The sequence below is a fragment of the Stenotrophomonas maltophilia group sp. SKK55 genome, from assembly GCF_057179845.1.
Genome location: NZ_JBXUHP010000018.1, coordinates 270761 through 293538, shown reverse-complemented (window position 1 = coordinate 293538; position 22778 = coordinate 270761). Strand labels below are relative to the sequence as shown.

Annotated in this window: 23 protein-coding genes and 1 other RNA gene; 12 read left to right on the top strand and 12 right to left on the bottom strand. The window is 66.8% G+C overall.

The genetic code is table 11. The annotated features are described in order from the left end of the window. Positions 1–378: a VOC family protein gene (locus AC2A1N_RS10325; RefSeq protein ID WP_242893436.1), complete on the bottom strand. Its 378-nt coding sequence runs from the start codon at positions 376–378 to the stop codon at positions 1–3. Between the two features lie 142 nt (positions 379–520). Between AC2A1N_RS10325 and AC2A1N_RS10320 the strand changes: the two genes are divergently transcribed. After that, positions 521–784 carry a hypothetical protein gene (locus tag AC2A1N_RS10320; RefSeq protein ID WP_032959134.1) on the top strand — a complete coding sequence of 88 codons (264 nt, stop codon included), beginning with the start codon at positions 521–523 and terminating at the stop codon, positions 782–784. Between the two features lie 19 nt (positions 785–803). Here AC2A1N_RS10320 and AC2A1N_RS10315 read toward each other — a convergent pair whose 3' ends face one another. From AC2A1N_RS10315 to hchA, 3 genes are all read right to left on the bottom strand, one after another. Continuing rightward, on the bottom strand, positions 804–1661 hold the full coding sequence (locus AC2A1N_RS10315) for an endonuclease/exonuclease/phosphatase family protein (RefSeq protein ID WP_061477948.1): 858 nt from the start codon (positions 1659–1661) through the stop codon (positions 804–806). A gap of 240 nt (positions 1662–1901) precedes the next feature. Beyond that, the gene (locus AC2A1N_RS10310; protein WP_061477947.1) at positions 1902–2606 is read right to left on the bottom strand and encodes a PA1136 family autoinducer-binding transcriptional regulator; all 705 of its coding nucleotides are present in this window, start codon (positions 2604–2606) and stop codon (positions 1902–1904) included. A gap of 4 nt (positions 2607–2610) precedes the next feature. Beyond that, entirely contained in the window at positions 2611–3483 is an 873-nt protein-coding gene (gene hchA, locus AC2A1N_RS10305; RefSeq protein ID WP_242893433.1) for a glyoxalase III HchA, read from the bottom strand. Between the two features lie 379 nt (positions 3484–3862). Between hchA and AC2A1N_RS10300 the strand changes: the two genes are divergently transcribed. Then, entirely contained in the window at positions 3863–5086 is a 1224-nt protein-coding gene (locus AC2A1N_RS10300) for a cytochrome P450 (RefSeq protein ID WP_241776729.1), read from the top strand. A gap of 17 nt (positions 5087–5103) precedes the next feature. Here AC2A1N_RS10300 and AC2A1N_RS10295 read toward each other — a convergent pair whose 3' ends face one another. The 3 genes from AC2A1N_RS10295 to ssrA all read right to left on the bottom strand — a co-directional run bounded on the left by AC2A1N_RS10295 (position 5104) and on the right by ssrA (position 8265). After that, positions 5104–7134: an esterase/lipase family protein gene (locus AC2A1N_RS10295; RefSeq protein ID WP_242893430.1), complete on the bottom strand. Its 2031-nt coding sequence runs from the start codon at positions 7132–7134 to the stop codon at positions 5104–5106. A 136-nt stretch (positions 7135–7270) separates the two neighbouring features. Beyond that, positions 7271–7753 (bottom strand): hypothetical protein, encoded by a 483-nt coding sequence (locus AC2A1N_RS10290; protein ID WP_061477943.1) that lies wholly within the window; start codon positions 7751–7753, stop codon positions 7271–7273. A gap of 158 nt (positions 7754–7911) precedes the next feature. Next, positions 7912–8265, bottom strand: a transfer-messenger RNA (tmRNA) gene (gene ssrA / locus AC2A1N_RS10285). Positions 8266–8485: 220 nt separating this feature from the next. On the opposite strand from ssrA, the gene AC2A1N_RS10280 reads away from it, so the two are divergent. Further along, a complete protein-coding gene (locus AC2A1N_RS10280) occupies positions 8486–9058 on the top strand; it encodes a hypothetical protein (protein ID WP_061477942.1) in 573 nt (190 codons plus the stop codon). 75 nt (positions 9059–9133) lie between these two features. On the opposite strand, the gene smpB is transcribed toward AC2A1N_RS10280, so the two are convergent. Continuing rightward, positions 9134–9637, bottom strand: a complete 504-nt coding sequence (gene smpB, locus AC2A1N_RS10275; protein WP_005416174.1) for an SsrA-binding protein SmpB — start codon at positions 9635–9637, stop codon at positions 9134–9136. A gap of 57 nt (positions 9638–9694) precedes the next feature. On the opposite strand from smpB, the gene AC2A1N_RS10270 reads away from it, so the two are divergent. Continuing rightward, positions 9695–10120, top strand: a complete 426-nt coding sequence (locus AC2A1N_RS10270; protein WP_061477941.1) for a type II toxin-antitoxin system RatA family toxin — start codon at positions 9695–9697, stop codon at positions 10118–10120. A gap of 3 nt (positions 10121–10123) precedes the next feature. Further along, positions 10124–10381, top strand: a complete 258-nt coding sequence (locus AC2A1N_RS10265; RefSeq protein ID WP_072168307.1) for an RnfH family protein — start codon at positions 10124–10126, stop codon at positions 10379–10381. Between the two features lie 34 nt (positions 10382–10415). Here AC2A1N_RS10265 and AC2A1N_RS10260 read toward each other — a convergent pair whose 3' ends face one another. Continuing rightward, on the bottom strand, positions 10416–10808 hold the full coding sequence (locus tag AC2A1N_RS10260; protein WP_005409234.1) for an outer membrane protein assembly factor BamE: 393 nt from the start codon (positions 10806–10808) through the stop codon (positions 10416–10418). A 103-nt stretch (positions 10809–10911) separates the two neighbouring features. Between AC2A1N_RS10260 and fur the strand changes: the two genes are divergently transcribed. Further along, positions 10912–11319, top strand: a complete 408-nt coding sequence (gene fur, locus AC2A1N_RS10255; RefSeq protein WP_005409235.1) for a ferric iron uptake transcriptional regulator — start codon at positions 10912–10914, stop codon at positions 11317–11319. 58 nt (positions 11320–11377) lie between these two features. Here fur and AC2A1N_RS10250 read toward each other — a convergent pair whose 3' ends face one another. Next, complete coding sequence (locus AC2A1N_RS10250) at positions 11378–12622, bottom strand: SGNH/GDSL hydrolase family protein (protein WP_154350563.1); 1245 nt, start codon at positions 12620–12622, stop codon at positions 11378–11380. A 97-nt stretch (positions 12623–12719) separates the two neighbouring features. Between AC2A1N_RS10250 and AC2A1N_RS10245 the strand changes: the two genes are divergently transcribed. Further along, positions 12720–13637, top strand: a complete 918-nt coding sequence (locus tag AC2A1N_RS10245; protein ID WP_242893427.1) for a LysR family transcriptional regulator — start codon at positions 12720–12722, stop codon at positions 13635–13637. Positions 13638–13759: 122 nt separating this feature from the next. On the opposite strand, the gene recN is transcribed toward AC2A1N_RS10245, so the two are convergent. Continuing rightward, a complete protein-coding gene (recN, locus tag AC2A1N_RS10240) occupies positions 13760–15421 on the bottom strand; it encodes a DNA repair protein RecN (protein WP_484372199.1) in 1662 nt (553 codons plus the stop codon). 115 nt (positions 15422–15536) lie between these two features. On the opposite strand from recN, the gene hrcA reads away from it, so the two are divergent. The 4 genes from hrcA (at position 15537) to dnaJ (ending at position 20563) form a co-directional block, all read left to right on the top strand. Beyond that, positions 15537–16601, top strand: coding sequence for a heat-inducible transcriptional repressor HrcA (hrcA, locus tag AC2A1N_RS10235; protein WP_005416180.1), 1065 nt, complete (start codon positions 15537–15539; stop codon positions 16599–16601). A 63-nt stretch (positions 16602–16664) separates the two neighbouring features. After that, a complete protein-coding gene (gene grpE, locus AC2A1N_RS10230; RefSeq protein WP_061477936.1) occupies positions 16665–17180 on the top strand; it encodes a nucleotide exchange factor GrpE in 516 nt (171 codons plus the stop codon). Positions 17181–17361: 181 nt separating this feature from the next. Then, positions 17362–19284 (top strand): molecular chaperone DnaK, encoded by a 1923-nt coding sequence (gene dnaK, locus AC2A1N_RS10225; RefSeq protein WP_005416183.1) that lies wholly within the window; start codon positions 17362–17364, stop codon positions 19282–19284. A 154-nt stretch (positions 19285–19438) separates the two neighbouring features. Further along, positions 19439–20563, top strand: coding sequence for a molecular chaperone DnaJ (gene dnaJ, locus AC2A1N_RS10220; protein ID WP_061477935.1), 1125 nt, complete (start codon positions 19439–19441; stop codon positions 20561–20563). Between the two features lie 122 nt (positions 20564–20685). On the opposite strand, the gene AC2A1N_RS10215 is transcribed toward dnaJ, so the two are convergent. Next, positions 20686–21483 carry an AraC family transcriptional regulator gene (locus AC2A1N_RS10215; RefSeq protein WP_154350564.1) on the bottom strand — a complete coding sequence of 266 codons (798 nt, stop codon included), beginning with the start codon at positions 21481–21483 and terminating at the stop codon, positions 20686–20688. 72 nt (positions 21484–21555) lie between these two features. Here AC2A1N_RS10215 and AC2A1N_RS10210 point away from each other — a divergent pair, with 72 nt between their 5' ends. Beyond that, positions 21556–22755: an MFS transporter gene (locus AC2A1N_RS10210; RefSeq protein ID WP_005416188.1), complete on the top strand. Its 1200-nt coding sequence runs from the start codon at positions 21556–21558 to the stop codon at positions 22753–22755. Positions 22756–22778: the final 23 nt, after the last annotated feature.

Genomic DNA, 22778 nt, shown 5'->3' with positions numbered 1-22778 from the left:
TCAGGGCCACTGATTGGCCGGCACCTCGCGCTCGCGCATGCGCACGATGCAGAAGCGATGGCCGGTCGGTGCTTCCATCACCCACCAGCGCTTGACGAAGCCTATCCGTCGCGCGCCGAGCTTCTCCAGGCGGTCGGCCTCGGCATCGATGTCGTCGCTCTCGATGTCCAGATGCACCCGTGACGGGGGATCGACCCGCTGGACCTCAACGTCCAGGCCCGCCGGTGCGCCCAGCAGGTCGGCATACTCGGCGCCCCCATCGGCACGCGCCGCCTGTGCCTGCAGGCCGAGCGCGGCGGCCCAGAAACGGGCGCCTTCGTCGGCGGGAAGGTCCTGGCAGTCGATGATGAATCCAGCCAGCCGGCTCTGGTGTGCCATGTGCTGCTCCGCAGTTCGAGGGGTACGCGGCAGGGTAGCGCGGTGCATTTCGCGTACGTCTTCACCTTGGTGACGCTTCTGACTCTGCCGGATTGCGGGCCCGCCGTGTAACTAGTGGGTCAGGCACTCGGGAGGACAGGTGATGGCGGACGGAAGGCGGGATACCCAACGGATGTTGTTCGGCGATCCGGGTCCACCGGGTGCGGGGCTGTCAGTGGCAGTCGTGGTGCTGCTGGTGCTGGCGACGATGGCCGCAGCGGTCGGTTTCCTGCGCCTGCAGGATTCGATGCTGGGACTGGGCCTGATCGGCGTGGCGGTGTTCCTGGCGATAGGGGCCCGCATCTGCCAGGCGCGCGATCAGCATCAGGCCCTGTATCGCCTGCTGTCGCGGCAGCCGCCGCCGTAGCTGTGGCTGCCGTGCGGGGTCAGTGCTGCGGCCAGTCCAGTTCGACCACCAGCGGGAAATGATCCGATGGCAGCACGCCATCGATGCGGCGGTCATCGGTCAGGAAGCTGCGCGCGTGGAAACCGCGCACCAGCACCCAGTCCAGCTGCGCGGTGGCCTTCCCAGTGAAATCGTGGAAGGTCAGTCGCGGGCCCTGCGGTGTCTTCACCTGGGTACGGGTGTCGTGCAGTACGCGGGTGAATGCTTTGTAGGTGTCGCCGCCGGGTTCGCTGTTGAAGTCACCGGTCAGCACCACCGGCAGGTCGGCCGGCAGGCCGGCCACGCGCCTGCCGATCAGCTCGGCACCTTTCACCCGGCGTGGTTCGTCCTCGTCGCGGTAGGGCAGGTGGGTATCCATGAAATAGAAGCGGCGGCCGTCATCGATGCGGCGGAACAGCGCCCAGGTGACCATGCGTGGATACAGGTTGCCCCAGGTGATGCTGCCGGGCACATCGGGCGTATCAGACAGCCAGAAGTTGCCTGATTCCTCGATCGCCAGCACCTTGCTGTCGTAGAACACGCCCATGTGCTCGTCGCCGCTGCCGCCGCGGCGGCCCTCGCCGAACCAGCGGTAGCCGGGCAGGTGCTGGGCGAGGTAATCGGCCTGCTCCTGCACCAGCTCCTGGGTACCGATCACCGCCGGGTGCGCATCAAGGATGACCTTCACCATCGCATCGCGACGATCGGGCCAGCGCTTGCCGGGCTCGGTATCGGCCGGGGTGCGCACATTGAACGACATCACCTTCAACGGCGCAGGGGCTGCGGCCCAGGCGCTGGTCAGAGGCAGGGCAAGCGCCAGCAGCGCAGACAGCGCGGGGCGACGGAAACGCGACAACATCGTGGAATCCCTCCATTCCATGAAAACGGTTTCACAGAGCATGCCACGAATGCGCGGACAGCGTTATGCAGGGATGGGTGGCTCGCGGATGCCGGGCGGGCGATGAACGTCCCACGCGGTGGACCGCGCACCGGCGATCATGGGTCGTAGCTCATCCCGTCGCCTTCCTTCTGCAATCGCGCAGATGCACAGCGCGTATGCAGCACGCTGATCAGGCAGCAGGAAGTGCCTCCATCCTGATCAGTCTTCAATCTCGCCACGGCGGCCTGCCGCGCGCACTGCCTGAGCGGTGGTGGCCACGCCAAGTCGTTGCCGTGCTCGCCGCAGGTGGTTCTCAACGGTGCGCGCAGACAGCCCCAGCGTGGCCGCTATCTCTGCCTGGCGCCGTCCAGCGGCGACCCAGCGCAGCACCTCGCGTTCGCGTGCGCTCAGCGCGCCCGCGGGGATATCCGCAGGCGCTTCGGCAAGCTGGCGCGCCGCACGGAAGGCTGACGTTCCGACTATTTCCAGCAGCAGGCGCGCGCTGGCGGATGCATCAATCGAAGTGCCGGCGAAACTGACCGCACCCTCCAGACCGGTCGGGCCGAACACCGGCACCTGCAACCCATGCAGGCCATCGCCGCGAGGCTGTTTCACCACCTGGTAGCGCTCGCCACGCACGCCGTGGCGCTTGCTCCAGAAGAACGGCGCATTGCTGTCCAGCACATGGCGGTTGACCGGACAGGCGTGCAGGTAGCGGGCGAGTCCGCTACCGCTGCCGTCGCCAAACCAGTCACCTTCAATCCAGTAAACACGTTGTGCGTCGCGCCCCAGCCCGGTTCCGGTGGCAAACACCAACAGGCGGTCGAAGCCCAAGGGCGAGGCGGCGGCGCGCAGCACGCCGCCTACCGCCGGCAATGACCGCGCCTGTTCCAGTTCCAGCAGCGCGGGCACCAGCGCAGGCATTGGCTCAGCGCCCCGCCAGCGCATCGAGCAGCGTACGTGCGGCCAGCTTGCCCAACGCGTTGCCGGCCAGCGGACTGTCGCCGGTCAGCAGCAGGCGATCCTGCAGCACGCTGCCATCGATGCCCTCATTGACGATCTGCACGCCCTGCTGGGCCAGTCGTTCGCCGAAGAACCAACGCAGCTGCCCCGGCATGTAGCCGATCTCCGGTGTCTGCCGGTCCATTGCGTCGGGGAAGGCACAGATGCGGTAGCCACGGAACAGCGAGGCACCCTCGGCTTCGTCGACGCCCGCCGCCAGCAGCGCCGCCGGGCCATGGCAGAGGGTGATGATGTGGCGCTGCTCGGCCATGGCCCATTGCAGCGCGGCCTTCACCGCCGCGCTCTCCGGCAGGCCGATCAACGCGCCGTGCCCACCGGGAATGAAGACAGCGGCGTAGTCCGAATCGGCGCCCAGGCCGGCCACCACCTGGTCCAGCTGCAACGGCTGGCGGAAGCGTGCCTGGTAGCGTTCGTACAGGGCGCCGATCTCGCTGTCCTTGTGTGGGAAGGCCCACCATTCGAACTTGACCGGGTTGCCGGACAGCGTCGCCACGTCGATGTCGAAGCCGGCCTTGTCCAGGTGGTACATCGGCAGCAGGGTTTCCACCGGATGGTTGCCGGTGGAGAAAAGGTGGCCATTGGCGGTCGGCAGATAGCGCTCGTCGGCGGCGATCATCAGCACCTTCCAGCGACCATCGCGGCGCGCATCCGGATAGTCGGCGCCGGACAGGTCGCTCTTGGGCGAGGTGAACTGCGACAGCGAATACGGCGACGGGAAGAAGGCATCGCGCTCGGCCGGATCGGGGCTGGGCTGGCGGCTGGGCTCTTGCGTGTTCATGCAGACCTCCGTTGGGGGAAAGTGAGCCCAGCATAGGAGGCCGGATGCGCAGGCGCGATGAGGGATTCCCCTCAATCGGCCGCAACCCGGATGCTGCAGCGCGCCACCCGGCCGGTTGGACAGTGGGATTATGTCGTGTTATCTAGCCGGTGCCGGGATAATCCCGGCATAACCACACAGCAAGCAAAGGAATGAAAATGAAAAGATTCGCCCGAGCATTGCGCGTCACTCTGAATATTCATCCGAACGAAAAGAGCAGCGTGTGGAATACCTGGCCTCTGTGGGTCGAATTCTGATCCTGCGGGCCAAACCCGCGATCGAGCGGTAGCAAGACGAAGGGACTCGTCTTTCGAGTCCCTTCCTGCCGGAGACGCACTGCATGCAAGGGATGTCGAATGAAGGCAGCGCCATTGCTGCCGAGCGCCTGGCTGCGCGCGTGGAGCGCGAAGGGCCGGTGCTGAAACTGGAAACCGGCGGTATCGGGGTTTTCTGCCCGGAACTGGCCGGCAAGGTCGACAAGGAGAATTCCGAGCACCTGTTCGTGGTCGAGTCGCTGGCCGACCTGTTCCGCCGGCACGAACGCGTGCGCTGGACCGAAGTGCGCAGCCTGATCGCCGCCTGCAGTGCTGAGCTCACCGGAGCACAGACCCTGGAGGCACTGCAGTCGCGCATGAGGCAGGCTCTGGATGGGGTATGCGGGCACGCGCTGGATGCCACGCCGGCGGTGTGGAAAGTGATGGCCCATCCCTTGATCCCGCTGGTGATCGACGGGCTCGATGCCCGCGGCACCGCAGCCATCGAACGCGCCCTGCATCTGCGCTACACCACCCAGGTCGAGCAGGTCATCCATCGGCGCCACCTGCTGCGCAACTTCCTCATCGGCCGTGCCGAATCACGGGCGATCGCCGCCGAACTCAAGCGCCGGGTCCGCAGTGGACGTTCGGCGCTGGACTACGCGCAGTCATTGCTGAGCCTGCGAGAGCGCATCGGCCTGGACAAGGTCACCTACCTGGTCACCGTGCAGCTGATCGCCATTTCCGGCGTGCCTGGCATGATGGCCGCCTGCCTGCTGCTGGCGATGCAGATGCATCCGCGCTGGCGCCAGCGCATCGAGGAGGAATTCGCACCGCTCTCGGATGCGGAAATCCATGCGCTGCCGATGGCCAGGATTCCCTGCACGATGCGCTTCCTGAAGGAAGTGATGCGACTGTATTCCACGCCCTTCAACAACCGCCGGGTGGCCGCCTGCGATCTGCAGGTGGAAGGGCAGGCCATCGCCGAAGGCACAGTGTTCGAGTTGAGTTCGTTCATCCAGCACCGCTCGGCGAAGTACTGGGATGACCCGCTGCAGTTCGATCCCGATCGCTGGTTGCCCGAACGGCGCAAGCGTACCGCCGGCATCTATGTGCCTTATGGCTTCCCCACGCGTTCCTGCGTGGGATCGGCGGTCGGCAATGCACAGCTGGTACTGCTGTGCGCGCTGCTGGCACGCGAGTTCCGCTTCACCCCCAGCGCCGACTATCGGCCCGAGGTGCGCATGGAGGGCTTTGCGATTCCGGCGGCGCTGCATGGCACGTTCTCGCGGCGTACGGCCGGTGCCTGATCTGTCGGGACGGCGGCTTACTTTCCCGTTCGCCCGTGTGCCTGCATGTCCTCATGCAGGATCCGCCGCAGCTCGACGATGGCCGGCGTAGCTTCCTGCACGCTGTGCCCGGACACGATCACCTTCTCCGAATCCGCGTGCGGCAGGTGCGAACTCCAGTAGGGCACCAGCCCGTCATCGGTCTTCTCAAGTGGGCCATCGGGCTTGGCGCGGGCGATGATCGAGTGGTAGTGCACCTTCGGTGACATCGGCAGGTCAGCCACGGCGCGGACGAACGGGTCGTCCTTGTCCAGGTTCTGGATGCTGTTCATCTGGTAGCCGTGCTTGCCGTCATTGCGGTCGATCTGGCCGTCGTTGGCAATGGTGGCGACGTCTTCCAGCACGGTCAGTGGCAACCGCACCAGCCGGCCGATCCACCGGCCGAGGCGGGTGCCCGCCACGTCGGTGCCGCGATGCGGCGTGGCGATGAACACCACGCGGGACACTTCCGGTTCCGGCAGGAAGGTCAGCACCGGTGCGCCTTTGGTGCGCAGCAGTTCGCGCTGGGCGGGCGTCATCTGCGCGGTGGCCAGCAGGGTGTCGACCAGGTGGTCGCCGGAGGAGGAGATCATCAACCGTGCGATCACCCCGCCCATGCTGTGCCCCACCAGCACCATGTCATGCGAGGCCTGCGCCTTGCCGCTGGGGTCGAAGTGCTTGAACACTTCAGCCAGCGTGTGGCGCATCGCATCGTGGCTCATCGCGATGGGCATGTTGGTCGGGTAATAGAACTGCCAGACCTGGAACTCCTGGCGGATCTCGTCGTCGCGCAGCAGTTCGTTGGCCACGTTGACCCAGGCTTCCGGACTGCTGGCCAGGCCATGGATCATCAGCAGCACGCGGCGGTTCGGGTCATAGGGCTGCATCATGTACAGATGCGGCGTGTCGATGCCGCCCTTGCCACCGAACAGCGTGCGCAGCGACTGTCGGCTGAAGTTGGAGCGGGCCAGCCACAGCGCATAGCCGGCAGTGAAGTTGGCTGCCAGTGGCACCTGCTGGCCGTGCAGGGTCACTTCCGAAACCTGGTAGGGATCGTGGATCTCCAGCTCCGGCTCGTCATCGTGCAGCACCTCCCACAGGTTTTTCCCCGAGAAGCGCAATAGCACCGTCATCGATGGCGAGGGCATCTCGCTCCAGCTCTGCGTGGCAGAACGTCTTGCCTGCGCCGCCTGCGCCGCCTGCGCCGCTGCCGGAGGCGTGGTGGCCGTGCTGCCGGCCGGGTCATCCATCACTGCCACCAGTTCGGCACCGAAGCCATCGCGGCGATGCACGCTTCGCAGCGTGCCGGTGAACGACAGCGAGGCGGCGGGTACCAGCTCGCTGGGGGTACGCTGGTCCAGCGCCGATGCTTCGTCTGAAGGGGCCAGCACGAAGGTCCAGCGGCCCAGCTGGAAATGGCTGGCCTGGCCGTGCACGCGCCCGGTGGCATAGGCGTTGTAAAGCTGCACCGAGGCTTCCTGCACCGCCAGGTTGTAGTAGTCGCGCACCTGGGTCTGGCGGTCTTCGAAGCCGCGCTGGTTCGCCGTGCGCTCGGTGAAGAACAGATAGGCATAGGCCTGGCGCGCGACCTGCATCCACGCATCGAGGCGTGGCTGGAAGTCGGCATCCAGCTCGGTGACGGCGGTCTTGGCACGGCCGGATGCCGAGTACTCGCGCTTTGGCGCCGGCAGGGTCATCGCATACTGCAGCCACAACTCGGCCAGGCTGGAGCGCTTGTCTTCCTCGCGCACCACGATGCTGCTTTCCATGGCCTCGATGCAGGGCAGGCCGGGCTTGGCACAGACGCCCTCATCGAGCCCGGCCACGCGCAGGGTCTCAATGGTCGCCGCGCTGAGCTTGCCGGAGGTCAGGATGTCACCGCGCTTGAGCGCGATGTACTGGCCGGGCGTGACCGAGGCAACCTGCACCGACGGCCCGAACTGGCGCAGCGTCGCGCAGCCGCCCAGGGTGAGCAGCACGGTGATGATGAGGGTCGTGCGGCCGATGAAGCCCAAGCCCGTGGTAGCCATGCGATCCTCCTGCGCGGTGGCGACACTCTAGCGGTGGGCCTGTCAAAGCGGAATCTACCGGCTGGGTCGGGCTTGGCGGCGAGTGCGGTTGGTAGATTCGGGCAGTTCCGTGCGCCGGCTGCAGGTTCCTAGCCCATCAGCGGCTGATCTGGCACTTCACCGCCGCCGAATAGCCCTCGTAGTCGTCACCCGCGATCACGTGCAGGGTGTGGCGCTTGTCGATGCGCTTCACGTAGGAAGGTTCCTCGGTATTGGCATGCTCGTTGACCTCGGTCACCGACCAAGCCCTGGCCAGGCGCTTGGGATCGACGCCGTTGAAGTACACGAAGAGGCCTTTCTCGCCTTCGGCCACATTCACATCGGCACTGCTGACCGTGCCGCCAAACAGCGCGACCGGCTTGTCCTCCGGCTCGAACGTGCCGCCCGGCTTCTTGGCCAGGCCGGCCGCCTGCAGCGCATCGATGGCGTCGGCCGCGCTGAAATCCGAGCCTGCCTTGCAGGCCAGCAGCGCCTCCAGCGTGGCGATGCCGGGCGGCGCGATGGCCGGGGCTGCGGCGTGCGTGGCTGGGGCGGCGGCGAGCGCGGTGAGGAGCAGGGACATCGCGAGGGGGGCTTTCATGGCAGATCCTTCTGGCGGTCGCGGATGAAGGGACTGCTGTGTTGGCGGTGTCATCCCGATTATGCGCCACACGTCCTGCGCGACGGGCAGGCACAAAAAAGCCGGAACCCCAGTTGACGGGAGATCCGGCTTCTTGCGGCCTCGACAGGCCTTACAGATGGTGGAGGTGGGCGGAATTGAACCGCCGTCCGAAGGCACTCCATCCCCAGCACTACATGCTTAGCTCACCGTTGGATCTCGTCCCCGAACAGCACGGTGCGCAAAGCGCATCCGGGAACCAGCCTGTTGTGTTCTAGTGCCGGACTGACAGGCAGCCGTCCAGCGCGATTCCATGATAGTGACTCTACACCGCGAGCATGGACACAAGCGGTTTCGAGGCTTAGGCCTTAAGCGGCCAGAGCGTAGTTGTCGTCGTTGGCAACTAGAGTTTTGCAGCTGGATTTACGAGGAAAGCTACCCCCTCGGCATGCGCCAGGCGACTTCACAACCCCCGTCGAAACCAATGCACCCCCGGTTTCTTCAAGTTCTGCAAGGTACAAGGCCTGTTTCGTGTCGCCACGGTCAGTGCCTGCCCAACAGTGGCAATGCTACGGCAAAACAGCTGAACAGTCACCTTGGCAATCCGCAACAAGTTGTAGAGCCTCCGTCATAGCGGATTGGTAACGTCATGGGCACGAATTTGCGACACACTGGCGGCGACCATCCGGGCCAGGACAAACACGGAGACTGTGGGTGACCGAGGCAAGCCAACAACGCAGCCTACGACAGCTGGTCGGGCCCGTCGGGGCCGACTATCAGCGGCGCGCGCTGCCGCCCGGCTGGGTCTGGGCGGTACTGGCGGCGTTGCTTGCGGCCACCGCGCTGACCGAACTGCCGGCCACAGCGGCCGCAGCACTGGTCGCCAGTGCGGTGGTGGTGCATTGGTCGCAGCGCGGTCGCATCCATTGGCTGGGCTGGCGTCTGCCGGGCATGGCGGTGTTGGCGGCCCTGCTGTGGGGGCCGGAAGTGCTGTCGCAGTGGTTCGAGCACGGGCTGGCCGTGGTCCTGATGTCGCTGGCGAGCCTCAGCATCGGCGTGCATGTGTGGCAGTCGCGGCAGCTGGCGCGACAGCTGCAGGGCGCTGCCGATTCGCTGGATGACGCCCAGCTGCTGGCCCTGTTGCCGGCCGATGCGGCCCAGATGGCACAGCAGTGGCGCGCGGGCGATGACCGGCATGCCCCGGAACTGGCGGTCGTAATGCACCTGGCCGTGATGCACGCGGCGCTGGCACCGCGCATGCGCGGGCAGGGCATGCTGGCGGGGTGACCCGCCTTTTGTAGAGCCGAGCCTGCGCTCGGCTGCCCTTCTTGCCGAAGCCGAGCATGGCTCGGCGCTACAGCCTTACGCGTCGCGGTTGCCGCGACGCATCACACGCTGCTTCTCGATCGCCCAGTCGCGGTCCTTGGCGGCATCGCGCTTGTCATGGGTCTGCTTGCCCTTGGCCAGCGCGACTTCGAGCTTGATCTTGTTCTTGCTCCAGTACATCGCAGTGGGCACGATCGTGTAGCCATCGCGCTCGACCTTGCCGATCAGCTTGTCGATCTCGTTCCGGTGCAGCAGCAGCTTGCGCTCGCGCCGGTCATTGGCCACCACGTGGGTGGAGGCCTGGATCAACGGGGTGATCTGTGCGCCGATCAGGTAGATCTCGCCGCGCTTCACATAGGCGTAGGCGTCGATGATGTTGCCGCGGCCTGCGCGGATCGACTTGACCTCCCAGCCCTGCAGGGCGAGGCCGGCCTCGAAGCGCTCTTCGATGTGGTACTCGTGGCGGGCACGCTTGTTCAACGCGATGGTTTTGTTGGCCGTCGCGCTCTTTGCTTTATCCTTGCCGCTGTTCTTGCTCATTTCCGTATTGTCTCCGATTCGGGCCCGCCCGGTCGATTGCCGAAACGTCCTGTATTCATGCCTACTATCCGCCGCAGCGCCCTGGTCGAACATTCGGCCGCGCGCATGTTCGACCTGGTCAATGATGTCCAGGCCTATCCGAGCCGTTTCCGCTGGTGCTCGGCTGCCCAGATCATGGAGCAGGGCGAGGACCGCCTGGTGGCGCGCCTGGACCTGGGCCTGGGTTCGTTCAGCACCTGGTTCCAGACCGAAAACACCCTGCGGCGACCGCACAGCATCGATATGCAGCTGCGCGATGGCCCGTTCAAGCAGCTGCACGGCCGCTGGGAATTCCATGCGCTGGCCGAGGATGCCTGCAAGGTCACCCTGACCCTGGAGTTCGAACCCAGCTCGCGCCTGCTCGGTCCGGCGCTGGCGATCGGCTTCCAGGGGCTGGCCGATCGCATGGTCAACGATTTCGTCCGCGTCGCCGACGAGGGCTGAGCGATGATCGAGGTCGAGGTGGTACTGGCCTGGCCGCAGCGGGTGCTGTCGTGCCGCCTGCAGCTGGAAGAGGGGGCCACCGTCGCCGATGCTGTCGCGGCGGCCGCACTGGAAGGCAGTGCCGATTGTCCCGCCGTCGCCGTGCATGGCGTAGTGGCACGCCCGCACCAGGTTCTGCTGGACGGCGACCGCATCGAACTGCTGCGCCCGCTGCTGGCAGATCCGAAGGATAACCGCCGGCGTCGCGCGCTCGGCGGTTGATTCCGGAAGCCGTACCTGCGGACGGGCAGGGGGCTCAGCGGCCCTTCTTCTTCTTGTCCTTCGGCAGATTGCGGCCGAACTGGCGCACGGTCTGCTGGGCCAGGGCCTTGTCGTTGCCCGGGAAGTAATCGCCTTCCCAGCGGGTCACGGTGTCATTCTCGAAGAACACCACAAAGTTCTTCACTTCGGTACGGCCCAGGCGGTTCACGCGCTGGCTGGAGGTGTAGTCCCAGCGCTGGGCGTGGAACGGGTCGGGAATGGACGGGGTGCCCAGCAGCGCGGTGACCTGCTGCTTGCTCTGCCCGACCTGCAGCTTGGCCACGGCATCTTCCCGGATCAGGTTGCCCTGATAGATGGGTTGCTTGTAGATGATGCCGCACCCGGTGGTGGACAGGGCGACGGCGGCGACCAACAGGAGATTGCGCATCGGGACTGGCGGTTGGGGAAATCAAACCGATGATACACTCCCGGCGTGCCACCGCGACCCAATCCGAGGCAGCTGGCGCTAAATCGCCAATGAACGGAGACCTATGGAAACCCACGACCTGCGTAAAGTCGGCCTGAAGGTGACCCATCCGCGGATGCGGATCCTGGCGCTGCTCGAGCAGCGCAATGCCCAGCACCACATGACCGCCGAAGACATCTACCGCCAGCTGCTGGAGCATGGCGACGAGATCGGCCTGGCCACGGTGTACCGGGTGCTGACCCAGTTCGAGGCCGCCGGCCTCGTGCTCAAGCACAATTTCGAGGGCGGCCAGGCCGTTTACGAGCTGGACCGTGGCGGCCACCACGACCACATGGTCGACGTGGACAGTGGCAAGATCATCGAGTTCGAAAGCCACGAGATCGAGGAGCTGCAGCGCAAGATCGCCGCAGACCATGGCTACGAGCTGGAAGAGCACTCGCTGGTGCTGTACGTGCGCAAGAAGCGCAAGTAAGCCGTTCCGGCCAGCTGGATGCGACGAAACCCCGGGCCTGCCCGGGGTTTTTCGTTGCTTACGGTAGATCCACGCCATGCGTGGATGGCCCCATGAGCACCTCAAGATCGACCGCCTCAGCCATGGCCCGGTTGCCGGCATCACCCGGGTGGAGGTGGTCGCCGGAGTCGTAGGCGGCGGCCATCCGTGAGGGATCGGCCGGGTCGCGCAGCGCCGCGTCCAGGTCGATCACTGCGTCGAACGGGCTGTCCGTGCGCAGCCAGGCATTGATCCGCTGGCGCAGGCCATCCTTGTCCGGGTGGTAGTAGTCGTCCAGTGGCGTGCCGGGCAGGGCGTCGGCAAACGGCGGCAGGGTGGCGCCAATGATCCGCACGCCACGGTGGCGGGCCTGTTCTGCCAGCGTGCGATACCCCGCCTGCAGTTCGGCCAGCGTGGGCCGGGCCTGGTTCCGGGCGAATGCGGTACCTGGCCAGCTGATGTCATTGATGCCGATCAGCACGATCACACTGGATACCGCAGGCTGGTCCAGCGCGTCGCGCCGGAAGCGGACCAGGGCGGATTCACCCATGCCGTCGCGCAGCAGCCGCCCCCCGGAAATGCCGGCGTTCACCACGGCTATGCCCCGCGCTGCCAGGCGCGCGGCCAGATGATCGGTCCAGCGCTGGTCCTGGTCGAGGCTGGCGGTGGCACCGTCGGTGATCGAATCCCCGATCACCACCACGCTGCGCGCGTCGGCGCCGGCCTCGACGTCAATTCCGGTCAGCAGCAGGCGGGCGGTGGTGCTGCTGGCTGCGCTCAGGGCCTGGGCCCGGCTCTGGTCGCCGGGGGCGATCCAACTGGTCTGGCGGCCTTCCCAATGGAACGTCTGAACGGTTGCCGGCCCCGGCACAAAGACGCTGACCTGCACTGCCTGGCGGTCATCCGTGGCCAGCGGGAGCGGATCGCTCAGCTGTTCCTGACCGGGCCCGATCAACACCCCGGGCTGGCCGCCGAAGCTGAGCGGTTGCGGGATGGCGCCCGCGCGTGCGGCCACGCTGGCTGCTCCGATCCGCAGCGGCTGGGTGCCGTAGGCATTGCTCAGCCGCACCCGCAGCCGCGGGCCGCCCAGGCTGATGCGCGCCGTCTGGCGGAAGGTATGGTCCTGCAGTGTGGCCGGGACCAGGGTCGGGAACAGGAAATCCGCGTTCCAGACCGGCTGCGGGCTGGCCTGCCAGGTGGCGACCCAGTGCGGGGCGGATGCGGCACTGGCGGCGCCGGACACGGCGAGCAGGGCGGTGGCGGTGAGCTGGCTCAAGCGGTTCATCGGGCAGTCCCGAGTGGAGGGACCGCCATGGTGATTCCGTGCTTATCTGTGAACTAGACTGCGCATGGACAATCATCTGTGAACTGGATTCATTGCCATGGCGCGACCTGACATCAACCGATCTGGCGAACTGGAAGTGTTCGTGCGCGTGATCGAGACCGGTGGCTTCTCCGCCGCCGCCCGAACGCTGGACATGACCCCGTCGGCGGTCAGCAAGCTGGTGGCCCGGCTGGAGCAACGGCTGGGCACGCGCCTGCTGCAACGCTCCACCCGCCAGCTGCAGCTGACCTCGGAAGGCTGCGCGTTCTACGAGCGTGGCCTGCGCGTGCTGGCCGACCTGGAGGAGGCCGAGCGTTGTGCCAGCGCCCATGCCGAGCCGCGCGGGCGGCTGCGGGTCAACTCCAACGTGCCGTTTGGCCGCCATTTCCTGTTGCCGCTGCTGCCGGCGTTCCTTGAGCGTAACCCGCAGGTGGGCGTGGACCTGACCCTCAACGACGAGGTGATCGACCTGCTGGAGCAGCGCACCGACGTGGCAGTGCGGGCCGGGCCGCTGAAGAGCTCCAGTCTGGTGGCGCGACGGCTGGGCGCGACGCGGATGATGATCGTGGCTGCACCGGCCTACGCGCAGCGGCACGGGCTGCCACGCACTGCCGAGGAGCTGCAGTCGCACAACCGGCTGGACATCGGCCACGCGCGTGCGATGCAGGGGTGGCCGTTGCTGCAGGAGGGGCGCGAGCGGATGCTGCTGCCCAGTGGCAATGCCCGCGCCAGCAACGGCGATGCGCTGCGCCAGCTGGTGCTGGGCGGGCTGGGCATGGCGCGGCTGGCGGCATTCCAGGTGCAGGAGGACATTGCTGCCGGGCGCTTGCTGCCGGTGCTGGAAGAGGCCAATCCCGGCGACCTGGAAGAGGTGCACGCGGTGTTCCTGGGGCAGGGCGGTTACCTGCCGCTGCGGGTGCGCGCGTTCCTCGATTTCCTGGTGGAGAACGTCGACCTGACGCAGCCACGGGGGTAATGCCGGCCGCTGGGGTGAGCTGTGCCACGCTGGTGCGCGGAAGCCGAGCATGGGCTCGGCGCTACACGTCGGTTCGTTCGGGAAATCCTGTAGAGCCGAGCCCGCGCTTGGCTCCGCCGGCCTCAGGCCTGCAGCAGCTTGCGGGCGGCGGCGCGCGCTTCCTTGCTCACTTCCACGCCGCCGAGCATGCGCGCCAGCTCTTCCTCGCGCGCCTTGTTGTCCAGCTTTTCCACTGCGCTCTGGGTCATGCCTTCCACTGGGGCCTTGCTGACCCGGTAATGGGCATGGCCCTTGGAAGCGACCTGCGGCAGGTGGGTCACGCACAGTACCTGGCGCTTCTCGCCGAGCGCGCGCAGCTTCTGGCCGACGATGTCAGCCACCGCGCCGCCGATGCCGGAGTCGACCTCGTCAAACACCATGGTTGGCACTGCATCCAGGTCCAGCGCGGCTACTTCAATGGCCAGCGAGATGCGTGACAGTTCACCGCCCGAGGCCACCTTGCGCAGGGCGCGCGGCGGCTGGCCGGCGTTGGCCGCCACCAGGAACTCGACGCGCTCGGCACCCTGCGCGTCGGGCTTGCCGCTGTCCTGTGGCTCCAGTTCGATCAGGAACTGGCCGCCGCCCATGCCGAGCTCGGCGATGATGCCGGTGGTGGTGGCCGACAGTTCGGCAGCGGCGCTGCGGCGGCTGGCGGTCAGCACTTCAGCCTGCACGCGCCAGGCGGCGGCGGCCTTGTCGATCTCGCCGGCCAGGCGCTGCAGGCGCTCGTCGGCGCCACGCAGCTGCTCCACTTCGGCATGCATGCGCTCGCGCTGCGCGCCCAGTTCGTCCATCGGCACGCGGTGCTTGCGGGCCAGGTCGTGCAGGCGGCCGAGGCGGCGCTCGTTCTCCTCGAACTGTTCCGGGTCGGCATCCAGATCGTCGTGCACGCGATCAAGCAGCGACAGGGCTTCGTGCAGCTGGATCGAGGCGTTCTCGATCAGGCCGTCCACCTCGCCCAGGCGCGGGTCGTGCTCGACCAGCCGCGACAGCTCGTGGCGCACTTGCTGCAGCAGGTCCAGCGCAGAGCTGCCGTCATCGCCGTTGAGCTGGTTGCTGGCCGCCTGGCAGGCGCTCAGCAGGGCGCTGGCGTGGGCCTGGCGACGGTGGCTGGCGCCAAGCGCGGCAATCGATTCCGGTTCCAGGTCCTCGCGGTCCAGTTCGCGCAGCTGGTGCTCCAGGAAGCCGATCCGGTCACTGACGTCGCCCTGTTGCGACAACGCCAGCGATTCATCGACCAGTGCCTGCCAGGCCGCGGCGGCGTGGCGCACCTGGCGGCGCTCGTTCTCGTTGCCGGCATAGGCATCCAGCAGGGCCAGCTGCGACGGGCGCGCCAGCAGCGCCTGCTGTTCATGCTGGCCGTGGATCTCCACCAGCAGCGAGGCCAGGTCGCCCAGCTGTGCCAGCGTCACCGGGCGGCCATTGATCCAGGCCCGCGAGCCGCCGTCGGCGCGGATCACGCGGCGCAGCTGGCATTGGTCCTCGTCGTCCAGCTCGTTGTCGGCCAGCCACTGGCGGGCGGCCTGCAGCTGCTCCAGCGCGAACTCGGCGGAAAGCTCGGCGCGTGCGGCGCCATGGCGGACCACACCGCTGTCGGCGCGCAGGCCGGACAGGAAGCCCAGTGCGTCGACCATCAGCGACTTGCCGGCGCCAGTCTCGCCTGAAACCACGGTCATGCCTGGCCCGAACTCCAGTTCGGTGGCGCGGACGACGGCGAAATCCTTGATCGAAAGATGTCTGAGCATGGGTAAGGGGGTGTCAGCAGCCGCGCAACGCTAGCACGCGGGCGCGGGAGGTCCAATGACTTGCCAAGGCGATGCGCCGCCATTATCTAGTGTCCGTGTCTCACAGGTTGATTCCATGCACGGTTCTCCCGACCAGCTTGCCCCGCGTGCGCGCCACCTGCTGCGCACGCTGATCGCGCGATACATCCAGGACGGCGAGCCGGTCGGCTCGCAGACGCTGGCGCGCGTGGCCGGCCTGGAGGTCAGCCCGGCCACCATCCGCAACATCCTGGGCGACCTGGAGGATCTGGGCCTGCTGGCCTCGCCACATACCTCGGCCGGCCGCGTCCCGACCGCGCATGGCTATCGGGTGTTCGTCGACAGCCTGCTGCAGATGCAGCCGCCGGGCGAGGGCGAGCTGGCCCGGTTGCGCCAGGAGCTGGCCGGCGGCGGCAGTACCCAGGCCCTGCTCGGCAGCGCCTCGGAGCTGCTGTCGGCGATGAGCCACTTCGTCGGCGTGGTCAGCGCACCGCGGCGCGAGCAGTTCGCCTTCCGCCAGATCGATTTCGTGGCGCTGGACGGGCGCCGGGTGCTGGCGATCCTGGTATTTGCCGACAACGAGGTGCAGAACCGGGTGATCGAGACCCGGCAGGAGTTTGCGCCGGGCCAGCTGGAGCAGGTCGCCAACTACCTCAATGCGCATTTCGCCGGCCTGCCGATGGCCGAGATCCGTACCCGCCTGCTGCTGGAGCTGCGCGACGCCCGGTCCGAACTGGAGCAGTTGCTGGCCCACAGCATCGAACTGGCCGAGCAGGCCCTGCAGCCGGCGGCCGACGACATGCTGGTGGCCGGGCAGACCCGCTTGATGGGCGTGCAGGACCTGTCCGACCTGGAGCGCCTGCGCGAACTGTTCGAGCTGTTCTCCAGCAAGCGCGAGATCCTGCAGCTGCTGGAGCGGACCATCCAGGCGCCGGGGGTGCGCATCTTCATCGGCGAAGAGACCGGAATGATGCCGCTGCAGGGCGTCTCGCTGGTCACCGCCCCGTATACCGCCAATGGCCAGGTGCTGGGCGTGCTGGGCGTGATCGGTCCCAAGCGGATGGCCTACGACCGGGTGATCCCGCTGGTCCAGGCCACCGCCGATGTGCTTGGCGCGGCCTTTTCGCCGGCCGGACGCACGCCGGGAACATCCGACGCTTGAAACGCAGCATCCCGCCCACACTAGGGTGGGTGGAGGCGGAGAGTGACCGCCAGGGACCCAGACATGAACCACGAACATCCAGATATCGAATCCCAGCAGAGTGCCGCCGATGCGGCTGCCACCGCCGGCGTCAACGACGAAGTCGAGCGTCTGCGCGCCGAAGTCGAGCAGGTCAAGGCCGATGCGCTGCGTGAGCGCGCCGACCTGGAAAACCAGCGCAAGCGCGTTGCCCGTGACATCGAGCAGGCCCGCAAGTTCGCCAACGAGAAGCTGCTGGGCGAGCTGTTGCCGGTGTTCGACAGCCTGGATGCCGGCCTGAAGGCCGCCGGCGACGATCCGCACCCGCTGCGCGAAGGCCTGGAGCTGACCTACAAGCAGCTGCTCAAGGTCGCTGCCGACAACGGCCTGGTCCTGCTGGACCCGATCGGCCAGCCGTTCAACCCGGAGCACCACCAGGCCATAAGCCAGGCGCCGACCCCGGGCGCTGCCCCGGGCAGCGTGGTGACCGTGTTCCAGAAGGGCTACCTGCTCAACGAGCGCCTGCTGCGGCCGGCGCTGGTGGTGGTGGCCGCCGACTGACCCTGCCGGGCCGGGCGGCGGGAATGACCTGCGACCCGGCCCGACGCTGAACGCGCCGGGCGACCGGAAACACAGCGTTCGGGAGGTGGCTTGAATGTTCCACGGGCCTCCCCCACATCGTATTCATCCACCGGCCGAACGGCCGGACTGACCCCAACAAGCATCCTCAGGAGTCTCCCCCATGGGCAAGATCATTGGTATCGACCTCGGCACCACCAACTCGTGCGTGGCGATCATGGACGGCGGCAAGGCCCGCGTCATCGAGAATTCGGAAGGCGATCGCACCACCCCGTCGATCGTCGCCTACACCAAGGACGGCGAAGTCCTGGTCGGTGCCTCGGCCAAGCGCCAGGCCGTGACCAACCCGAAGAACACCTTCTACGCGGTGAAGCGCCTGATCGGCCGCAAGTTCACCGATGGCGAGGTGCAGAAGGACATTGCCCACGTCCCGTACAGCATCCTGGCCCATGACAATGGCGATGCCTGGGTCGCCACCAGCGACGGCAAGAAGATGGCCCCGCAGGAAATCTCGGCCAAGGTGCTGGAGAAGATGAAGAAGACCGCCGAGGACTTCCTCGGTGAGAAGGTCACCGAAGCGGTCATCACCGTGCCGGCCTACTTCAACGACAGCCAGCGCCAGGCGACCAAGGACGCCGGTCGCATCGCCGGCCTGGACGTCAAGCGCATCATCAACGAGCCGACCGCGGCTGCGCTGGCCTACGGCCTGGACAAGGGCGACAACAAGGATCGCAAGATCGTGGTGTACGACCTGGGCGGCGGCACCTTCGACGTCTCGGTGATCGAGATCGCCAATGTCGACGGCGAGAAGCAGTTCGAAGTGCTGGCCACCAACGGCGACACCTTCCTGGGTGGCGAAGACTTCGACAACCGCGTCATCGAGTACCTGGTTGAAGAATTCAACAAGGACCAGGGCATCGACCTGCGCAAGGATCCGCTGGCCCTGCAGCGCCTGAAGGATGCTGCCGAGCGCGCCAAGATCGAGCTGTCCAGCGCCCAGCAGACCGAAGTGAACCTGCCGTACGTCACCGCTGACGCGTCGGGTCCGAAGCACCTGAACATCAAGCTGACCCGCGCCAAGCTGGAAGCACTGGTGGACGACCTGATCAAGAAGTCGATCGAGCCGTGCCGCGTCGCCCTGAACGATGCCGGCCTGCGTTCGAGCGACATCAGCGAAGTGATCCTGGTCGGCGGCCAGACCCGCATGCCGAAGGTGCAGCAGGCGGTGACCGAGTTCTTCGGCAAGGAACCGCGCAAGGACGTCAACCCGGACGAAGCCGTGGCACTGGGTGCGGCGATCCAGGGCGGCGTGCTGGGCGGCGACGTCAAGGACGTGCTGCTGCTGGACGTGACCCCGCTGTCGCTGGGTATCGAAACCATGGGTGGCGTGTTCACCAAGATCATCGAGAAGAACACCACCATCCCGACCAAGGCCTCGCAGGTGTTCTCCACCGCCGAGGACAACCAGTCGGCCGTGACCGTGCACGTGCTGCAGGGTGAGCGCGAACAGGCCCGCTTCAACAAGTCGCTGGCCAAGTTCGACCTGTCCGGCATCGAGCCGGCCCCGCGCGGTCTGCCGCAGGTGGAAGTGTCCTTCGACATCGACGCCAACGGCATCCTGCATGTGTCGGCCAAGGACAAGAAGACCAACAAGGAACAGAAGGTCGAGATCAAGGCCGGTTCGGGCCTGTCCGAGGAGGAGATCGCGCGCATGGTTGCCGACGCGGAAGCCAACCGCGAAGAAGACAAGAAGTTCCAGGAACTGGTGCAGGCCCGCAACCAGGCCGACGCCCTGATCCACGGCACCCGCAGCGCCATCACCGAGCACGGCAGCAAGGTCGGCGGCGATGTCATCGGCAAGGTCGAGGCAGCGCTGGCCGACCTGGAAACCGCGATGAAGGGCGACGACAAGGCACAGATCGAAGCCAAGTCGAAGGCACTGGAAGAAGCTGGCCAGTCGCTGTTCGCCGCTGCTTCGGCCGACCAGGGCGGTGCCCCGGGGGCCGACGCCGGCAATGCCGGCAAGGCGCAGGATGACGTGGTCGACGCTGAGTTCACCGAAGTCAAGGACGACAAGAAGTCCTGATCCGGACCGACGCGGGACGCTGGCCACCAGCGTCCCGTTGTCGCATCAGGGTCCTGACCGCCCACCGGCGTGTCGGGGCGCCCGACGCAAGAGCGGACCTGGTTCCGCTCTTCCGCTTTGACGAATCCCGACTTTCCGGAACCCGATTCACGATATGAGCAAGCGCGATTACTACGAAGTGCTGGGCGTTGCCCGCACCGCCACCGACGACGAGCTGAAGAAGGCGTACCGTCGCTGCGCGATGAAGTTCCATCCGGACCGCAACCCGGGTGATGCGGCGGCCGAGGCCTCCTTCAAGGAGTGCAAGGAAGCCTACGAAGTGCTGTCCGACGGCAACAAGCGCCGCATGTACGACAGCCACGGCCACGCCGCGTTCGAGCACGGCATGGGCGGCGGCGGCCCGGGTGGCCCGGACATGAACGATATCTTCGGCGATATCTTCGGCAACATCTTTGGCGGGGGCGGCGGTGGCCCGCGCCAGGCCCGTCGCGGCGCCGATATCGGCTACGTGATGGAGCTGGACCTGGAAGAAGCCGTGCGCGGCGTCGAGCGCCGCATCGAGATTCCGACCCTGGCCGAGTGCAGCGACTGCGATGGCAGTGGCTCCGAGGACGGCAAGGTCGAGACCTGCAATGTGTGCCATGGCCGCGGCCAGGTGCGCATCCAGCGCGGCATCTTCGCCATGCAGCAGGCCTGCCACAACTGCGGCGGCCGAGGCCAGATCATCGCCAAGCCCTGCAAGACCTGCCACGGCAACGGCCGCGTCGAGGAAGACAAGGTGCTGTCGGTGAAGGTGCCGGCGGGCGTCGATACCGGTGACCGCATCCGCCTGCAGGGCGAGGGTGAAGCCGGGCCGGCCGGTACGCCGCCGGGCGACCTGTACGTGGAAGTGCGCGTGCGCGAGCATGCGATCTTCCAGCGCGATGGCGACGACCTGCACTGCGAAGTGCCGATCCGCATCTCGCAGGCGGCACTGGGTGACACCGTGCGCGTGGCTACCCTCGGCGGCGAAGCGGAGATCCGCATTCCGGCCGAGACCCAGACTGGAAAGCTGTTCCGCCTGCGCGGCAAGGGTGTGCGTTCGGTGCGCAGCCGCAGCGAAGGCGACCTGTATTGCCGCGTGGTGGTGGAGACTCCGGTCAACCTCACCACCGAACAGCGCAAGCTGCTGGAGCAGTTCGAAGCCACCTTCGTCGGCGAGGAAGCGCGCAAGCATTCGCCGAAGTCGGCCACCTTCATCGACGGCGTGAAGGGCTTCTGGGACCGGATGACGTCCTGAGTTTTTCAACCGAAGCGTTGAGCGGAAGCGCCGGGCCATGCCCGGCGTTCTCGTTTGCGATCCGCGATGGTTTCCGCCGGGCATGCGCCGCGATGGTGGATCCACGCCATGCGTGGACGGCGTTACCGGAAAAACGCCGCAGGTGTCTGCCCCAGCTGGCGCTTGAACATGCTGGTGAACGCGCTGGGGCTGTCGTAGCCCGTCGCCAGCGCGACATCGATGACCTTGTCGCCGACCGCCAGCCGTTCCATCGCGGCCAGCAGCCGTGCCTGCTGCCGCCACTGGCCGAAGGTCATGCCCAGCTCGTTGGCGAAATGCCGCTGGATGGTTTTCACGTCCACCTCCAGCGCCTGCGCCCAGTCCTGCAGCGTGGCGTCATCGCCCGGGTGCTTCTGCAGGTGCAGGCAGATCCGCTGCAGGCGCGGGTCGGTTGGCGCGGGCAGGTGCAACGGCAGCACGTCCATGCGGTGCAGCTCATCCAGCAGCAGGCGGACCACGCGGCCATCGCGGCTGTCCTCGATGTGCTCGCCCTTGACCAGCGTGGCGGCCTGCAGCAGCTCGCGCAGCAGGGGAGAGACCTGCACCGCGAACGGTTCGGCCGGCAGGTGCGGGGCGAACGACGGGTCGATGTACAGGCTGCGCATGTGCACGGCGGCGATGCAGTCCACCGCGTGCACCATGCCGGCCGGCATCCAGATCGCGCGGTTCGAGGGCACCACCCAGCGGCCGACTTCCGAGCGCACCACCATCAGGCCGGAGATGGCGTAGACCAGCTGGTGGCGCTGGTGCTTGTGCCCCGGAATGTGGGTACCTACCGGGTACTGGGTAACCCGATAGGTGACCGGGCGATGCAGTGGAACCTCCCGCCAGGGCGCGGCCGGATCGACGTCACTGGCAATGTCCTTTTTGCGATAGGGCATGACCTGAACGCGGCAGAAGGGAGGGAGGGGCAACCGTAGCATGCGTGGCTCGCCCCCAACCTGACTGCGTCCATGTCGACCCTGGCTTCTCCCGCAACGACCTCACGCCCGGCGGCCCCCGGCGTGCTGGCCGCCATTTCCACCTCGCACGTCGTCAACGACATGATGCAGTCGCTGATCCTGGCCATCTATCCGGTGATCAAGGGCGGCTTCAATCTCAGCTTCACCCAGATCGGCCTGATCACGTTGACCTACCAGCTCACTGCGTCGATCTTCCAGCCGTTGATCGGTGTAGCCACCGACCGCCGCCCGGCACCGTATTCGCTGCCGATCGGCATGGCTTCGACCCTGTGCGGGATGCTGTTGCTCGGCTTCGCACCGAACTACGCGATGGTGCTGCTGGCAGCGGCAATGGTCGGCATCGGCTCGGCGATCTTCCATCCGGAGGCCTCGCGCATCGCGCGGCTCGCCTCGGGCGGCCGTCATGGCTTCGCGCAGTCGGTGTTCCAGGTGGGGGGCAATTTCGGTACCGCGTTGGGCCCCCTGATTGCGGCGGCAGTGATCGTGCCGTACGGCCAGCATGCCGCGTCGTGGTTCGCAGGCGCGGCCCTGATCGGCATCGCGCTGCTGACCTATGTCGGCCGCTGGTACGCGCTGCATCTGGGCACGCCGCGCCCAGCCAGTACCGCCTCGATGGCGCCGCGCCATCCACCACGCACGGTGGCCAAGGTGCTGGCGATCCTGCTGGTGCTGATCTTCAGCAAGTACTTCTACATGGCCAGCATCGGCAGCTACTTCACCTTCTACCTGATCCACCATTTCGGCATTCCGGTGGCGCAGGCGCAGCTGCACCTGTTCGCGTTCCTGGTGGCGTCGGCCGCTGGCGGCTTCCTCGGCGGCCCGTTGGGTGACCGGATCGGCCGCAAGCCGATCATCTGGACCTCGATCCTCGGCGTGGCGCCGTTCGCGCTGATGCTGCCGCATGCCGATCTGCTGTGGACCACGGTGCTCGCGGTACTGATCGGCTTCGTGCTGTCTTCGGCGTTCTCGGCGATCGTGGTCTATGCGCAGGAGATGATGCCGCACCGCATCGGCATGGTGTCCGGCCTGTTCTTCGGTTTCGCGTTCGGTATGGGCGGGCTGGGTGCCGCCGTGCTCGGCCTGCTGGCGGACAGGACCAGCATCGAGTACGTCTACCAGCTGACCGCGTTCCTGCCGTTGCTGGGCATCGTGGCGGCGTGGCTGCCGCCGTCGCGGCCTGCTGCTCACTGAGGGGGGGGCAGGGCTTGCAGCCC

Bases quoted from the DNA above. Each gene is read 5' to 3' on its own strand.
- AC2A1N_RS10315 (WP_061477948.1), bottom strand. From the start codon at position 1,661: ATGTTGTCGCGTTTCCGTCGCCCCGCGCTGTCTGCGCTGCTGGCGCTT.
- hchA (WP_242893433.1), bottom strand. From the start codon at position 3,483: ATGAACACGCAAGAGCCCAGCCGCCAGCCCAGCCCCGATCCGGCCGAG.
- recN (WP_484372199.1), bottom strand. From the start codon at position 15,421: ATGCTCAGACATCTTTCGATCAAGGATTTCGCCGTCGTCCGCGCCACC.
- fur (WP_005409235.1), top strand. From the start codon at position 10,912: ATGGAAACCCACGACCTGCGTAAAGTCGGCCTGAAGGTGACCCATCCG.
- dnaK (WP_005416183.1), top strand. From the start codon at position 17,362: ATGGGCAAGATCATTGGTATCGACCTCGGCACCACCAACTCGTGCGTG.
- AC2A1N_RS10250 (WP_154350563.1), bottom strand. From the start codon at position 12,622: ATGAACCGCTTGAGCCAGCTCACCGCCACCGCCCTGCTCGCCGTGTCC.
- AC2A1N_RS10210 (WP_005416188.1), top strand. From the start codon at position 21,556: ATGTCGACCCTGGCTTCTCCCGCAACGACCTCACGCCCGGCGGCCCCC.
- AC2A1N_RS10260 (WP_005409234.1), bottom strand. From the start codon at position 10,808: ATGCGCAATCTCCTGTTGGTCGCCGCCGTCGCCCTGTCCACCACCGGG.
- smpB (WP_005416174.1), bottom strand. From the start codon at position 9,637: ATGAGCAAGAACAGCGGCAAGGATAAAGCAAAGAGCGCGACGGCCAAC.
- AC2A1N_RS10215 (WP_154350564.1), bottom strand. From the start codon at position 21,483: ATGCCCTATCGCAAAAAGGACATTGCCAGTGACGTCGATCCGGCCGCG.
- AC2A1N_RS10290 (WP_061477943.1), bottom strand. From the start codon at position 7,753: ATGAAAGCCCCCCTCGCGATGTCCCTGCTCCTCACCGCGCTCGCCGCC.
- AC2A1N_RS10325 (WP_242893436.1), bottom strand. From the start codon at position 378: ATGGCACACCAGAGCCGGCTGGCTGGATTCATCATCGACTGCCAGGAC.
- dnaJ (WP_061477935.1), top strand. From the start codon at position 19,439: ATGAGCAAGCGCGATTACTACGAAGTGCTGGGCGTTGCCCGCACCGCC.
- AC2A1N_RS10310 (WP_061477947.1), bottom strand. From the start codon at position 2,606: ATGCCTGCGCTGGTGCCCGCGCTGCTGGAACTGGAACAGGCGCGGTCA.
- AC2A1N_RS10265 (WP_072168307.1), top strand. From the start codon at position 10,124: ATGATCGAGGTCGAGGTGGTACTGGCCTGGCCGCAGCGGGTGCTGTCG.
- grpE (WP_061477936.1), top strand. From the start codon at position 16,665: ATGAACCACGAACATCCAGATATCGAATCCCAGCAGAGTGCCGCCGAT.
- AC2A1N_RS10320 (WP_032959134.1), top strand. From the start codon at position 521: ATGGCGGACGGAAGGCGGGATACCCAACGGATGTTGTTCGGCGATCCG.
- AC2A1N_RS10300 (WP_241776729.1), top strand. From the start codon at position 3,863: ATGCAAGGGATGTCGAATGAAGGCAGCGCCATTGCTGCCGAGCGCCTG.
- AC2A1N_RS10270 (WP_061477941.1), top strand. From the start codon at position 9,695: ATGCCTACTATCCGCCGCAGCGCCCTGGTCGAACATTCGGCCGCGCGC.
- hrcA (WP_005416180.1), top strand. From the start codon at position 15,537: ATGCACGGTTCTCCCGACCAGCTTGCCCCGCGTGCGCGCCACCTGCTG.
- AC2A1N_RS10245 (WP_242893427.1), top strand. From the start codon at position 12,720: ATGGCGCGACCTGACATCAACCGATCTGGCGAACTGGAAGTGTTCGTG.
- AC2A1N_RS10295 (WP_242893430.1), bottom strand. From the start codon at position 7,134: ATGGCTACCACGGGCTTGGGCTTCATCGGCCGCACGACCCTCATCATC.